12 protein-coding genes and 1 pseudogene are annotated in these 13,071 nt (G+C 65.0%); 10 read left to right on the forward strand and 3 right to left on the reverse strand.

The genetic code is table 11. The features are described 5' to 3' along the window. Positions 1-727, reverse strand: a pseudogene (locus ACHWRX_RS08990) (hypothetical protein); the annotation flags it as partial. A gap of 54 nt (positions 728-781) precedes the next feature. After that, a complete protein-coding gene (locus ACHWRX_RS08995) occupies positions 782-2,026 on the reverse strand; it encodes a TIGR04063 family PEP-CTERM/XrtA system glycosyltransferase (RefSeq protein ID WP_394658935.1) in 1,245 nt (414 codons plus the stop codon). 64 nt (positions 2,027-2,090) lie between these two features. Between ACHWRX_RS08995 and ACHWRX_RS09000 the strand changes: the two genes are divergently transcribed. The 10 genes from ACHWRX_RS09000 to ACHWRX_RS09045 all read left to right on the forward strand — a co-directional run bounded on the left by ACHWRX_RS09000 (position 2,091) and on the right by ACHWRX_RS09045 (position 12,489). Beyond that, positions 2,091-2,252 (forward strand): hypothetical protein, encoded by a 162-nt coding sequence (locus ACHWRX_RS09000; protein WP_183615715.1) that lies wholly within the window; start codon positions 2,091-2,093, stop codon positions 2,250-2,252. Next, positions 2,249-3,619 (forward strand): DUF5935 domain-containing protein, encoded by a 1,371-nt coding sequence (locus ACHWRX_RS09005; protein WP_394658936.1) that lies wholly within the window; start codon positions 2,249-2,251, stop codon positions 3,617-3,619. The genes ACHWRX_RS09000 and ACHWRX_RS09005 overlap by 4 nt, the downstream gene beginning before the upstream one ends. A 171-nt stretch (positions 3,620-3,790) precedes the next feature. Beyond that, positions 3,791-4,486 carry a response regulator transcription factor CtrA gene (gene ctrA / locus ACHWRX_RS09010; protein ID WP_058735574.1) on the forward strand — a complete coding sequence of 232 codons (696 nt, stop codon included), beginning with the start codon at positions 3,791-3,793 and terminating at the stop codon, positions 4,484-4,486. Positions 4,487-4,928: 442 nt separating this feature from the next. Continuing rightward, positions 4,929-5,132 carry a 50S ribosomal protein L35 gene (rpmI, locus tag ACHWRX_RS09015; RefSeq protein ID WP_058735573.1) on the forward strand — a complete coding sequence of 68 codons (204 nt, stop codon included), beginning with the start codon at positions 4,929-4,931 and terminating at the stop codon, positions 5,130-5,132. A 17-nt stretch (positions 5,133-5,149) separates the two neighbouring features. Next, positions 5,150-5,509: a 50S ribosomal protein L20 gene (rplT, locus tag ACHWRX_RS09020; protein ID WP_058735572.1), complete on the forward strand. Its 360-nt coding sequence runs from the start codon at positions 5,150-5,152 to the stop codon at positions 5,507-5,509. A 130-nt stretch (positions 5,510-5,639) separates the two neighbouring features. Further along, the gene (gene pheS / locus ACHWRX_RS09025; RefSeq protein WP_394658937.1) at positions 5,640-6,746 is read left to right on the forward strand and encodes a phenylalanine--tRNA ligase subunit alpha; all 1,107 of its coding nucleotides are present in this window, start codon (positions 5,640-5,642) and stop codon (positions 6,744-6,746) included. Between the two features lie 7 nt (positions 6,747-6,753). Continuing rightward, a complete protein-coding gene (gene pheT / locus ACHWRX_RS09030; RefSeq protein ID WP_394658938.1) occupies positions 6,754-9,162 on the forward strand; it encodes a phenylalanine--tRNA ligase subunit beta in 2,409 nt (802 codons plus the stop codon). 4 nt (positions 9,163-9,166) lie between these two features. Next, a complete protein-coding gene (locus ACHWRX_RS09035) occupies positions 9,167-10,051 on the forward strand; it encodes an aldose 1-epimerase family protein (RefSeq protein ID WP_394658939.1) in 885 nt (294 codons plus the stop codon). An 82-nt stretch (positions 10,052-10,133) separates the two neighbouring features. Beyond that, complete coding sequence (locus ACHWRX_RS09040; protein WP_394658940.1) at positions 10,134-10,877, forward strand: SDR family NAD(P)-dependent oxidoreductase; 744 nt, start codon at positions 10,134-10,136, stop codon at positions 10,875-10,877. Between the two features lie 82 nt (positions 10,878-10,959). Further along, positions 10,960-12,489: a peptide chain release factor 3 gene (locus tag ACHWRX_RS09045; protein WP_394658941.1), complete on the forward strand. Its 1,530-nt coding sequence runs from the start codon at positions 10,960-10,962 to the stop codon at positions 12,487-12,489. A 58-nt stretch (positions 12,490-12,547) separates the two neighbouring features. Here the strand turns inward: ACHWRX_RS09045 and ACHWRX_RS09050 are convergent. After that, positions 12,548-13,071 (reverse strand): hypothetical protein (locus ACHWRX_RS09050; RefSeq protein WP_394658942.1); only part of this gene is annotated, 524 nt, incomplete at its 5' end.

The raw sequence follows: 13,071 nt of genomic DNA on the forward strand, positions 1-13,071 counted from the left end.
GGGGCAGCAGTTCGAAGCCCGGCTTGGGGATCGGCGCGGTATCCTCGTCATGCAGCTCGATCGACGCGGCGCGGCCAAAGTGCAGACGCGACGGTTCCGGAGTGGCTGACAGCTCGACTTCCGCCAAGGGCTTGGCGGAGCGCTTGCGCAGCGGCTGCCACTCTTCCTCTTCCAACGTGGCGTCGAAGCTGGCGATCTCAAGATCGGCCACTTTCAGGATCGGCGAAGTGCCAGGCACCGGCGCGTCTTCCGTTGGTGCGATCGGCTCAGCCGGAGCGGGTAGGAGCTGGCGGCGGCGCACAGTGGGCAGGGGGAGTTCCTCCTCATCCGCCAGTGCATCGGTGTCGGCTTCAGGCTCCGACTTGCCGAACTTGGTGACAGGCGATTCGGCTTCGGGCGTAGCGCCGGCTTGGCGACGGCGCGTGGCGGCAGGCTTGGGGGCAGACCGCGTCAGCACACGGGCAACGACGCCGCCGACCATGCAACCGATGCCCGTCATCAACAGAGCCAGCAGGACGCGCATGGTATTGCCCAGCGGCGGTGCGGCCATGGGGATCACGCGATCGATTCCGGCGACGAGCACGATATGTTCGATCAGCGAAGAGCGAATCGCGATGCTGGACAGGCCGAACAGCGCGCCGAACCAGAGAAGCACGGTGACCGGGAATAGCGGATGGCTGGTCAACGGCGGCGTTGCGGCCGGTTTCCTGCGCTTTGTCTCGGTCACGGTCTTACCCCATTCCTGTTTCTGCGCGACCCCGCTTCTTGCCCGAATCGTCTATCAGGCGGCTGCTCCCAGGCGGGTTCTGGCATTCAGGCCTAGGAGCGTTTGGTAAACAACTTCATAACGCTCCGCATTGCGCGCCCAGTCGTGGCTGATCTCGACATGGCGATGCCCTGCGGCCCGGAACGCGGGCCAGCGCTGGCGATGGGTCAGCAGCGAGGCGAGCGCCCCGGCGCAGGCCTGCGGATCGTCCGGCACGAACAGGCGTCCGGTCACTCCATCTTCGACCAGTTCGCGGTGACCACCGACGTTCGAGGCGCAGACGATCTTGCCCTGCGCCATGGATTCTAGGGGCTTGAGCGGCGTTACCAGATCGGTCAGGCGGCTGTGCTTGCGCGGATAGGCCAGGATATCGGTGAGCGCGTAGTAGCGGTCCACCTGATCATGCGGCACACGGCCGACGAAGCGGATCGCCTGCGCCGCCGGGGACGCGGCGGCCTGGGCGCGCAAGGCCTCTTCGCAAGGGCCGCCGCCGACCAGCAACAGGCGTGCCTCGGGATGAGAGCGGACGAGGGTCGCCATCGCTTCGATCAGGACGTCAAGGCCCTCGTAGTCATAGAAGCTGCCGATGAAGCCGACCACCGGGCGCAGCGCGCCGGTTTCGTCCACGAGGTCCAATTCGCGGGCGAGCGCCATGTCGGGCGCGGGCGGCTCGCCGAACAGCGACAGGTCGACGCCGTTGGGCACCACCGAGATCCGCTTGGGCGCAACGCCACGGGCGATCAGGTCGCCGCGCAGGCCCTCGCAAATGGTGACGATGGCATCGGCATGGCGGACGACGGAGTTCTCCAGCCCCCGCGTCAGGCGATAGCGCAACGAGCCTTCGCGCGTGGCCAGGTTGCCCACGGCGGCGTCCTCCCAAAACGCGCGGATTTCATAGACCAGCGGAATGTCCTGCCGCCGCGCCACGCGCAGCGCCGCCTGCCCGCAAAGCGCGGGGGAGTGGGCGTGGATGATGTCGGGCCGCCAATCCTCCACGATCCGCTCGATCGCGTCGGCGAACAGGCCCACCTCGCGCCACTCGCGCAGGCCGGCAGGGCCGTTGGCCTGCCCGGGCGTGCGGTGAAACAGCAGGCCGTCCGCTTCCTCCGCCACGGCGCTGGGCTGGGTGTGACGCAGACCGGTGATGCCGCGCACCTCGATCCCCAGACGCTGCTGCGCCTTCAGGATGGCGCGCGTGCGGAAGGTATAGCCGCTGTGCATCGGCAGCGAATGGTCGAGGACGTGGAGTACTCTTATCATGCGCCAACCTTTGCCACAGGAACGCTTAACGCGCCGTCAACCCCGTCCGGCTATCGCAGCGGACATGGTCGATATGTTCGCCTTGTCCGTAGCACATGGGCTGCTGGTGCTGGCCGGCATACGGCTGTTCCTGCGCGATGATCTCGACCGTGAGGGTGAGGCGAAAAAGCCCTTCGGAGGGTTTCGCAAGGCCAGGCCAGTCGACGATACGGACCCGCGCCCGTGATCGATCTTTGCCTCACCGCCTTTCTGTGTCTCTATCTGGCATTGGGATTGAAGCGCCCGTTCCTGTGGGTGCTGGCATATCTCTATGTCGATATCCTCGCGCCGCAGGTGATCTCATGGGGCATTCTGTCCCACCTGCCGACATCGCTGATCTTCTTCACCGCCTCGTTCGCCGGCTGGTTGCTGCTGGATGACAAGAGCGATTCGCGTTTTACCTTCCGCCAGTTCCTGATCGTCCTGCTGCTGCTGTATTGCGCCTATTCGACGATCACCGCCGACTTTCCGGTGGAAGCGGCGGCTAAATGGTCTTGGGTGTGGAAGGCGCTGGTCTTCGCGATCTTCCTGCCGCTGACCCTGCGCACCCGCCTTAGAATCGAGGCGGTGATCCTGGTGATGGTGCTGGCGGCCAGCGCGATCATCATCGACGGTGCGATCAAGACGCTGGGCGGCGGCGGCGGCTATGGCGCGCTGCGCTTCTTCGTGGATAACAACACCGGGCTATACGAAGGCTCCATCATCAGCTGCGTCGCCATCGCGATCATCCCGCTGATCCTTTGGCTGGCCCGGCATGGCACGATCTTCCCGTCCGACTGGCGGGTCTGGACCTTCGCGGTCGCGCTGATCTTTTCCTGCGCCCTGATCCCGATCGGCACCCAGGCGCGTACCGGGCTGGTCTGCCTGGGCATTCTGGCGGTGCTCTATTTGCGCACGGCCAAGCACCGGTTCCTGATCATGGCATTGATGGCAGGGTCTGTCGCGCTGGCGGTGCCCTTCCTGCCGGCTTCGTACACCGCCCGGATGGGCACGATCGAAAACAACCAGTCAGACAAGTCCGCCAGCACGCGCCTGGCGGTGTGGAAGTGGACGCTGGGCTATGTCGGCGATCATCCCTTCGGTGGCGGCTTCGAAGCGTATCTCGGCAACTCGCTGCGCTTCGAGACGGTGCAGGCGCAGACCAGCGGCAATACCACGATACTCGTCACCCAGACGCAGGAGGATGGCAGCCGCGCGTTCCACTCCAGCTATTTCGAGATGCTGGGCGAGCAGGGCATCCCGGGGCTGCTGATCTGGCTGACGCTGCAGATCTCCGGCCTGATACAGATGGAGATTCTGCGCCGTCGCTGGAAGAAACGCACCGGACCGGATGAACAATGGCAAGCTCCGCTGGCGGTTTCACTCCAGCTGGCGCAAGTGATCTACCTGTTCGGATCTTTGTTCGTGGGCATCGCCTTCCAGCCTTTCATCCTGATGCTGATCGGCGTGCAATGCGGGTTGTGGAGCTATCTGGGGCGAGTGGAGCCCAAGCTGGCGGGCCGCATCATGCAGCGTCCGCCGATGCGCCCCGGCGTGTCTGCTGTCACCGCCTGAGCGGGGCGGCGTTCAGTTTTTCAAAAAAATCAACAAACCACGCCGTTACCCCGGTTGGCCGTTTACACGCAATTAACCTTTAATCTTCATACGTCCTATGGTTAATTCACGGCAGCACTCACGCACTTAGCTGGTGGGTCGCACCGTCCGGGGCAACCAAAGGATAATCGAATGCGTGTGCTGTTGATCGAGGACGAGCCGACAACCGCCCGAGCTATCGAGCTCATGCTGTCGGCCGAGGGCTTCAATGTATATTCCACGGACCTGGGCGAAGAGGGCCTCGATCTGGGTAAGCTGTATGATTACGACATCATCCTGCTCGACCTGAATCTGCCTGACATGCATGGTTACGATGTGCTGAAGAAACTGCGTGTCGCCAAGGTGCAGACCCCGGTTCTGATCCTGTCGGGCATTTCCGAGATGGACAGCAAGGTGCGTTCGTTCGGTTTCGGAGCGGACGATTATGTCACCAAGCCGTTCCACCGCGAAGAACTGATCGCCCGCATCCACGCCGTGGTGCGCCGTTCGAAGGGCCACTCGCAGTCGGTGATCAAGACCGGCAAGCTGATCGTCAACCTCGATGCCAAGACCGTCGAAGTGGATAGCGCCCGTGTCCACCTGACCGGCAAGGAATACGCCATGCTGGAGCTGCTTTCGCTCCGCAAGGGCACCACGCTGACCAAGGAAATGTTCCTGAACCACCTTTACGGCGGCATGGACGAGCCTGAGCTGAAGATCATCGACGTTTTCATCTGCAAGCTGCGCAAGAAGCTCGCCCACGCTTGCGGTGGCGCGAATTACATCGAAACCGTCTGGGGTCGCGGCTACGTGCTGCGCGATCCGGACGAGCAGGACGTGGCAGCCTGACCCTATCCGTTTCGTTGCGGGGGCAACACGAGGCGGCTCGTCCCACCTGGGGGGCGGGCCGCTTTTGTTTTGGCGTGGGCGGTGGTTCGGCGAAGAAGTAAGAATTGGCGCGCAGAGGCGCGGAGGCGCAGAGAGGCGGCGCTTGCGGCGAAGCCGCCTTCTCCTTCGACGGTGCGTTTAGCGAAGGCCTGAGTAGCGATGGGCCTGACGGCCGAGCAGAACCTCTCTGCGCCTCCGCGCCTCTGCGCGCGAAAATCCTTTTCTCTTTCTTCCTTCCTCCGCGCCTTCGCCTGAACCAAATCCTTGCTTTCCGCCCAGTACATCGCTAGGCGCGCGCACTTCAATCGGCACGATCGAACCTCCGTGATGGAGATTCGCGCGCCGGCCTGGCGAAAAGGGCTGCCAGGGCCGGTCGTACGTGTCCCCGACGAAGGAGACGAAAATGCCCAAACTGAAGACCAAGAGCGGCGTGAAGAAGCGCTTCCGCCTCACCGCCACCGGCAAGGTGAAGCACGGCGTCGTCGGCAAGCGCCACCGCCTTATCAGCCACAACGCCAAGTACATCCGCCAGAATCGCGGCACCGACGTCATCTCTGACGCCGATGCGAAGACGATCAAGAAGTGGGCGCCCTACGGGCTGGGCTGATTAGGAGCGCATAGAACATGAGCCGTATCAAACGGGGTGTCACCACCCGCGCCAAGCACAAGCGGATTCTCGATCAGGCCAAGGGCTATCGGGGCCGCCGCAAGAACACCATCCGCATCGCGCGCCAGGCCGTCGAAAAGGCCGGCCAGTACGCGTATCGCGACCGCAAGGTTAAGAAGCGGACCTTCCGCGCCCTGTGGATCCAGCGCATCAACGCTGCCGTCCGCAACGAAGGCCTGACCTACTCGCAGTTCATCCACGGCGTGAAGCTCGCCGGCATCGAACTCGACCGCAAGACCATGGCGGATCTCGCCATGAACGAAGGCGGCGTGTTCAGCGCGGTGATCGCCCAGGCCAAGGCCGCGCTCCCCGCGTAAGCGCGCTGGTTCAGCGAAACAGACAAGGGCGCGGGTGGTGTGAACTGCCCGCGCCTTTTCTGTTTGTCCTCCCCATTTGCGATTCGGCCGCAGCCGTCTAAGAGCGCGGCTCGCGACAAAACGAAGGCAGATGACAGTGGATCACGCAGCAAACGGCCAGGAAGCGCTCTCGCGCATCTCCGCCGCGACCGACCTCGATACGCTAGAGGGCTTGCGTGTGTCCCTTCTTGGCAAGCAGGGCAGCATTTCCGCCTTGCTCAAGACCTTGGGCGCGATGAGCCCGGATGAACGCAAGGTGGAAGGGCCCAAGATCCACGCCCTGCGCGAAAGCGTGACCGAGGCTTTGGCCGGACGCAAGGCCGCGCTGGAGAATGCGGCGCTGGAAGAGCAGCTTGCCGCCCAGACGATCGACCTCACGCTCCCGGCCCCGGAAAGCCCGCGCGGTTCGATCCATCCGATCTCGCAAGTGATGGACGAGCTGGCGGAAATCTTCGCCGACATGGGCTTCGCCGTCGCCACCGGGCCCGAGATCGAGGACGACTGGCACAATTTCACCGCGCTCAACATGCCCGAGAGCCATCCCGCGCGGGCGATGCATGACACGTTCTACTTCCCGGATCGCGATGCCGAGAACCGCGAGATGCTGCTGCGCACGCACACATCGCCGGTGCAGATCCGCGCCATGATCGACGTTGTTCGAGAAAGTCCGGGGGGCGCGCCGCTGCGCGTGATCGCGCCGGGGCGGGTCTATCGTTCTGACAGCGACGCAACGCACACGCCAATGTTCCACCAGATCGAAGGCCTCGTCATCGACAAGGGCATTCACCTTGGCCATCTGAAGTGGACGCTGGAAACCTTTCTCAAGGCCTTTTTCGAACGCGAGGACATTGTCCTGCGCCTGCGCCCCAGCTACTTTCCCTTCACCGAACCTTCGGTCGAAGTCGACGTGGGCTACACGATCGTAAACGGAAAGCGCGTGGTCGGCGGGTCCGAAGGTTGGATGGAGGTGCTGGGCTCCGGCATGGTCAACCGCAAGGTGATCGCAGCGGGCGGGCTCGACCCCGACGAGTGGCAGGGCTTTGCTTTCGGCACCGGTGTCGACCGGCTGGCCATGCTGAAATACGGCATGGACGATCTGCGCGCCTTCTTCGACGGCGATGTCCGCTGGCTTTCGCATTATGGCTTCTCCGCGCTCGACGTACCGACCTTGTCGGGCGGCGTCGGCACGGCTGCTTGAGGTTCCCATGAAGTTCTCGCTCTCCTGGCTGCGCCGCTATCTCGACACCGACGCCTCGGTGGACGCCATCTGCGATGCACTGAATGCCATCGGCCTCGAAGTGGAAGGCGTGGAAGACCCCGCCGCCAAGCTATCGGGCTTTCGCGTGGCCAAAGTGCTGACCGCCGCTCGCCATCCGGATGCGGACAAATTGCAGGTTCTGACGGTCGATACCGGACAGGGGGAGCCGCTGCAGGTCGTCTGCGGTGCGCCCAACGCGCGCGCGGGTCTCGTCGGCGTGCTGGGCCTGCCGGGCGCGGTGGTGCCGGCCAATGGCATGCAGCTGAAGAAGTCCGCGATCCGTGGCGTCGAATCGAACGGCATGATGTGCTCCACGCGAGAGCTGGAGCTGGGCGAGGATCACGACGGCATCATCGAACTACCCGCCGACGCGCCGATCGGCACGCCGTTCGCGGACTATCGTGGTGTCGACCCCGTGATCGAAGTTGCGATCACGCCCAATCGGCCCGATTGCATGGGCGTCTATGGCATCGCCCGCGATCTGGCCGCCAAGAAACTGGGTGAGCTGAAGCCGGTCGCCGAAGCGCACTTCGAAACGCCTTTCGCCTGCCCGGTGGAAATCCGCACCGACGATCCGCAAGGCTGCCCCGCATTCTACGGCCGCGTCATCAGGGGCGTGCGCAACGGCCCCTCGCCGCAGTGGCTGCAGGATCTGCTGCAATCCGCCGGTCAGCGCCCGATCTCGGCGCTGGTGGACGCCACCAATTACATCATGCTCAGCTACGGCCGCCCTGCGCATGCCTATGATCTGGCGAAGCTGACCGGCGCGGTCGTCGCCCGCCGTGCGGTGGATGGTGAGCAGGTGACGGCGTTGAACGGCAAGACGTACGCCCTCGATTCCGCGATGACCGTGATCGCCGATCAGGCGGGTGTGCACGACATCGCCGGGATCATGGGTGGCGAGCATTCCGGCTGCGAGGATACGACTACCGACGTCCTGCTGGAGATCGCCTATTTCGATCCGGCGCGGATCGCCCGCACCGGGCGCAAGCTGAACCTGACATCCGACGCGCGCGGCCGCTTCGAACGCGGCATCGACCCCGGTTTCCTGGACAAGGGGCTGGAACTGCTGACCGCGCTGATCCTGGAGCTGTGCGGCGGCGAGCCATCGGAAGTGGTGCGCGCCGGCGCTGCGCCCACCATGCCCAAGACGGTCCACTTCGATCCGGCGCTGACCGAGAAACTGGGCGGCGTCACCGTTTCGCCACAGCGGCAGCAGGCGATCCTGGAAAGCTTGGGCTTCGGCGTCGTTGCCGAAGAGGCCGGGTTCGACAAGGCGTGGATCGTCACCGTGCCCGGCTGGCGTCCCGATATCGACGGCGCGCCCGATCTGGTCGAGGAAGTGGTGCGCATCCACGGTCTGGACGAGGTGAAGAGCGTGCCGCTGCCGCGCGAAGATGGCGTGGCGCGGCCCACCGCCACTCCCGCGCAGAAATTGGAACGCCGCGTCCGCCGTGCCGCCGCCGCGCGCGGCCTGCAAGAGGCTGTCACCTGGTCGTTCCTGCCCACGCCCGAGGCCGCGCACTTTGCCGATGGCCCCGTGTGGACGCTGGCCAACCCGATCAGCGAGGACATGAAGGCCATGCGCCCCTCGCTCTTGCCGGGCCTGCTTTCCGCCGCCCGCCGCAACCTCGATCGCGGGGCGGGCAGCCTGCGTCTGTTCGAGCTGGGCCGTCGCTATCTGCGCGGCGATGCTGGGGCGAGCGACGAGAGGCTGACGCTGGGTCTAGTTCTGGCTGGCGAAAAAGCGCCGCGTGGCTGGTCCAGTGGCAAAGCCGTTCCTTTCGATGCCTTCGATGCTAAGGCCGAAGCCATGGCCCTGTTGGCTGACGCTGGCGCCCCGGTCGACAAGCTGCAGGTGATGGGCGATGCCGGGCCGCAGTTCCACCCCGGCCAGTCGGGCACGCTACGGCTTGGGCCCAAGACGGTGCTGGCGCGCTTTGGGATGCTTCACCCGGCTACCGCCAAGCTGTTCGACATCGACGGGCCGGTGGCGTTGGCCGAGGTGTTCCTGGATGCGATCCCTGCGCGCAAGGCGGCGAGCGGCTTCGCCCGCGTAGCCTATGCGCCGCCCGCATTGCAGGCGGTGTCGCGTGACTTCGCGTTCCTGGTGCCTGCCACCCTGCCTGCCGGCGATCTGGTGCGCGCGGTGCAGGGGGCGGACAAGGCCAACATCGTGGCCGCGCGCCTGTTCGACGATTTCCGCGGGGCGGGTGTGCCGGAGGGGCAGAAGTCGCTGGCGGTGGAAGTGACGCTGCAACCCGGCGACAAGAGCTATGGCGAGGCTGATCTGAAAGCCATCGCCGACAAGGTGACCGCCGCCGCCGCCAAGCTCGGCGCGACATTGCGGGGATAGGGCCATGGTGCAGCTCGTCACGATCACTTCGGGCGAGCTGACCGCCCGCATCAACCCGCTCGGCGCGGAGCTTTGGTCGCTCACCGATGCGGCGGGGCACGAATACATGACCGACGCCGATCCGGCCTTTTGGACGGGTCACGCGCCGATCCTGTTCCCGATCATCGGCATGCTGCGCGAAGGGCACTATCGCGTGGACGGTGAGACGTATGCACTGTCCAAGCATGGGTTCGCCCGCCAGTCTGTGTTCGATGTGGTGGACAGCGGCACAAAATTTGCCCGCTTCCGCCTGACCGACACGGCGGAAACGCGCGAGGTCTATCCGTTCCGCTTCAACCTGGACATCACGTTTCGGTTGGACGCCTCGACACTGCAGGTCATGGCCGAGGTGACGAACGCAGGCGATGCGGCGATGCCGTTCAGCTTTGGCTATCACCCGGCTTTTGCCTGGCCGCTTCCCGGCGGCGCGGCCAAAGCGGACCATCGCGTGGTGTTCGAACACGCCGAGCCCCGGCCGATCCGCCGCATCGATCCGCCCAGCGGCCTGCTGCTGCCCGAGACGTTCGACACGCCAGTCACAGGCGATACGCTTGTTCCCGATGCGGCTTTGTTCGCGGCCGATGCGCTGATCTGGGATCACATCGCCAGTCGCGCGGTTCGCTATGGCGCGCCGGGTGGGGCTTGGCTGACCGTCCGCTTTCCGGACACGCCGATGCTGGGGATTTGGCAGAAGCCCGGCGCGGCGTATCTGTGCATCGAACCGTGGCAGGGCATCGCCGATCCGGTCGGCTTCGCGGGCGATTTCCGGGACAAACCCGGTGTGGTCTCGCTGGAGCCAAGCGAGGCAAAGCGCTTTCGCATGGACGTGCAGGTCGACCCCGCCCCATGAACAGGCCTCCGCTCGTATCTCGACTTCGCTCGATGCGAACGGGTATGGCGTGTGCCAGCACGTATAATCGCAGGAGCCAGCCATGAAGACCGTCCTTGTCACCGGTGCCACTTCGGGCATTGGCGAGGCCTGCGCGCGCGCCTTTGCCGGGGCAGGCTGGCGGGTGATCGGCACCGGGCGCCGGGTGGAGCGGCTTGAGGCGCTGAAGGGCGCGCTGGGCGATGCCTTCCATCCTTGCGCCTATGACGTTCGCGATGAAGAGGCCCGCGATGCCGCGCTGGCCGCTCTGCCGCAGGAGTTCCGCGCGATCGACTGCTTGGTGAACAACGCCGGACTGGCGCTCGGCACACAGAAGGCGCAGGAGGCCGATCTCAACGCCTGGCGCACGATGATCGACACCAATGTCACCGCGCTGGCTTCGTTGACGCACAAGCTGTTGCCCGGCCTGATCGAGCGCAAGGGCGCGGTGATCATGATCTCATCCGTCGCCGCGACGTATCCCTATTCGGGCGGCAACGTCTATGGCGGCACCAAGGCATTCGTCCGCCAGTTCGCGCTGGGCCTGCGATCCGACCTGGCGGGCACCGGCGTTCGCGTCTGCTCGATCGAGCCGGGCATGGTCGAGACGGAGTTCACGCTGGTGCGGACCGGCAGCCAGGAAGCCTCGGACAAGATGTATGGCGGCGCCCATCCGATGACGGGGGAGGATATCGCGCAAACCGTGCTGTGGGTCGCCAGCCTTCCGCCCCATCTCAACATCAATTCGCTGGAACTGATGCCGGTCAGCCAGTCCTTCGCCGGATTCCACGTGGCGCGGGAAGGCTAAGGCCCATTCTCACGACCGGAGGGGCGCCGAGACAAGCCGCTCCGGTTGCAGCGGCCCGCAAGCGCCCCTAAAGGCGCAAGCCATGAGTTCCCATGCATCGCGGCGCACTTTCGCCATCATTTCCCACCCGGACGCGGGCAAGACCACGCTAACCGAGAAGCTGCTGCTGCAAGGCGGCGCGATCCACTTGGCCGGACAGGTCAAGGCGCGGGGCGCGGCGCGGCGGGCCCGGTCGGACTGGATGAAGATCGAGCAGCAGCGCGGCATCTCCGTGACGAGCTCGGTCATGACGTTCGAGCGGGAGGGCATCACCTTCAACCTGCTCGATACTCCGGGCCACGAAGACTTCTCGGAAGATACCTATCGCACGCTGACCGCGGTCGATTCCGCGATCATGGTGATCGATGCGGCCAAGGGAATCGAGCCGCAGACGCGCAAGCTGTTCGAGGTGTGCCGCCTGCGCTCGGTGCCGATCATCACCTTCATCAACAAGGTGGACCGCGAAGGCCGCGCCTGCTTTGACCTGATGGACGAAGTGGCCGACATGCTGGCGCTGGACGTCTGCCCGATGTCCTGGCCGGTGGGCATGGGCGGCGTGTTCCAGGGCATCTACGACATCGAGAGCGGCCGCGTCAGCCGCCCGGAAGGCCCCAGCAAAGAGTTCCTGGGCAAGATCGATGAGAACGTGACCCTGCCCGATGATGTGTCGGAGGAAATGGAGCTGGCGCATGGCGGCTATCCGGCCTTCGATCTGGACCAGTATCGCGCCGGCAATCTGACGCCGGTCTATTTTGGCTCCGCGCTCAAGAACTTTGGCGTTGCCGAGCTGATCGACGCGATCGCCCGCTATGCCCCGCCGCCGCGTCCGCAGCCCAGCGAACAGGGCACGATCCTTCCCGAAAAGGACGAGGTGACGGGCTTTATCTTCAAGGTGCAGGCCAACATGGACCCGATGCACCGTGACCGGATCGCTTTCATGCGGCTGGTCTCAGGCACGTTCAAGCGCGGCATGAAGTTGACGCCGTCCGGGCTTGGCAAGCCGATCGCGGTCCACTCGCCCATTCTGTTTTTTGCGCAGGATCGTGAGATCGCCGACAGTGCCGAACCGGGCGACATCATCGGTATTCCCAACCACGGCACGCTGCGGGTGGGGGATACCCTGTCGGAACGGAACGACGTGCGCTTCATTGGCTTGCCCAACTTCGCGCCGGAAATTCTGCGCCGTGTCCAGCTGAAGGACCCGACCAAGACCAAGCAGCTGCGCAAGGCGCTGGACGACTTGTCGGAAGAGGGCGTGATCCAGGTGTTCTACCCGGAAATCGGCTCGCAGTGGGTCGTCGGCGTGGTGGGGCAGCTGCAGCTGGAGGTGCTGATCTCGCGCCTGGAAGCGGAATACAAGGTGGAGGCGATGCTGGAGCCTGCGCCGTTCGATACCGCGCGCTGGCTGAAAGGCACGGATGCCGCGCTTAAGAACTTCGCGGATTTCAACAAGATGAACCTCGCGCGCGATCGTGATGGTGATCCGGTGTTCATGGCCCGCTCGGCCTGGGACGTAAGCTATCAGCAGGAGCGCAATCCCGACCTGGCGTTCAGCGCGACCAAGGAGCGATAGGGCTCAGTACCTCAACGCCCTCTCGTTCGTGTCTCGACTTCGCTCGACACGAACGGGATTAGGCTGGAGCATCCAGCGCGGGCGAAGTCTGCCACGGCTGCGGTTCCGCCGGTGCACCCCCCTGCATCTCACCAAGGCATTGGGATCGCGCCGCATCCCGGTCCGACACCAGGCGATTGCTGATGGACAGCGGCAAGGCGCAGCCCCGCTCCGGCTCGACCGGGTGCTTGCGCTCGCAACCGGCGCGGGTGCTGAAAAGGTTGTCGGCGCAATCTTCGAAGGCGGCGATCTGGCGCGCATGTTGTGCGCGGCAGGCGGCGGTCCAGCGGGCCTGGTATGTCGTTGCGGCGGTGGCGACACAGGTCTGGTAGCGCTGCCGGGCCGCTTCTCGTGCCTGCAATTCGGCCCGGCGCGCCTGCTCGATCTGGAGCGACCGATCGACCGCGCGTTCCTGCCGGTCGGCGCTGCTGCTGACGGTTTCGTGGATCGCCTGCGCCGGCAGGAAGATGCCGAAGTAATAGCCCACGCCCGCCCCGGCCAGCAGCGCTCCGGCCGCCAGGCTCAGCTTCAGGACGGTATCGG

The organism is uncultured Novosphingobium sp., assembly GCF_964277725.1.
Taxonomy (GTDB): Bacteria; Pseudomonadota; Alphaproteobacteria; order Sphingomonadales; family Sphingomonadaceae; genus Novosphingobium; species Novosphingobium fluoreni.

What these genes read in the sequence shown, in the direction of transcription:
- pheT (WP_394658938.1), top strand. Translation starts at nt 6,754, where the DNA reads ATGAAGTTCTCGCTCTCCTGGCTGCGCCGCTATCTCGACACCGACGCC.
- ctrA (WP_058735574.1), top strand. Translation starts at nt 3,791, where the DNA reads ATGCGTGTGCTGTTGATCGAGGACGAGCCGACAACCGCCCGAGCTATC.
- rplT (WP_058735572.1), top strand. Translation starts at nt 5,150, where the DNA reads ATGAGCCGTATCAAACGGGGTGTCACCACCCGCGCCAAGCACAAGCGG.
- ACHWRX_RS09035 (WP_394658939.1), top strand. Translation starts at nt 9,167, where the DNA reads ATGGTGCAGCTCGTCACGATCACTTCGGGCGAGCTGACCGCCCGCATC.
- ACHWRX_RS09040 (WP_394658940.1), top strand. Translation starts at nt 10,134, where the DNA reads ATGAAGACCGTCCTTGTCACCGGTGCCACTTCGGGCATTGGCGAGGCC.
- pheS (WP_394658937.1), top strand. Translation starts at nt 5,640, where the DNA reads ATGACAGTGGATCACGCAGCAAACGGCCAGGAAGCGCTCTCGCGCATC.
- rpmI (WP_058735573.1), top strand. Translation starts at nt 4,929, where the DNA reads ATGCCCAAACTGAAGACCAAGAGCGGCGTGAAGAAGCGCTTCCGCCTC.
- ACHWRX_RS09000 (WP_183615715.1), top strand. Translation starts at nt 2,091, where the DNA reads ATGGTCGATATGTTCGCCTTGTCCGTAGCACATGGGCTGCTGGTGCTG.
- ACHWRX_RS08995 (WP_394658935.1), bottom strand. Translation starts at nt 2,026, where the DNA reads ATGATAAGAGTACTCCACGTCCTCGACCATTCGCTGCCGATGCACAGC.
- ACHWRX_RS09045 (WP_394658941.1), top strand. Translation starts at nt 10,960, where the DNA reads ATGAGTTCCCATGCATCGCGGCGCACTTTCGCCATCATTTCCCACCCG.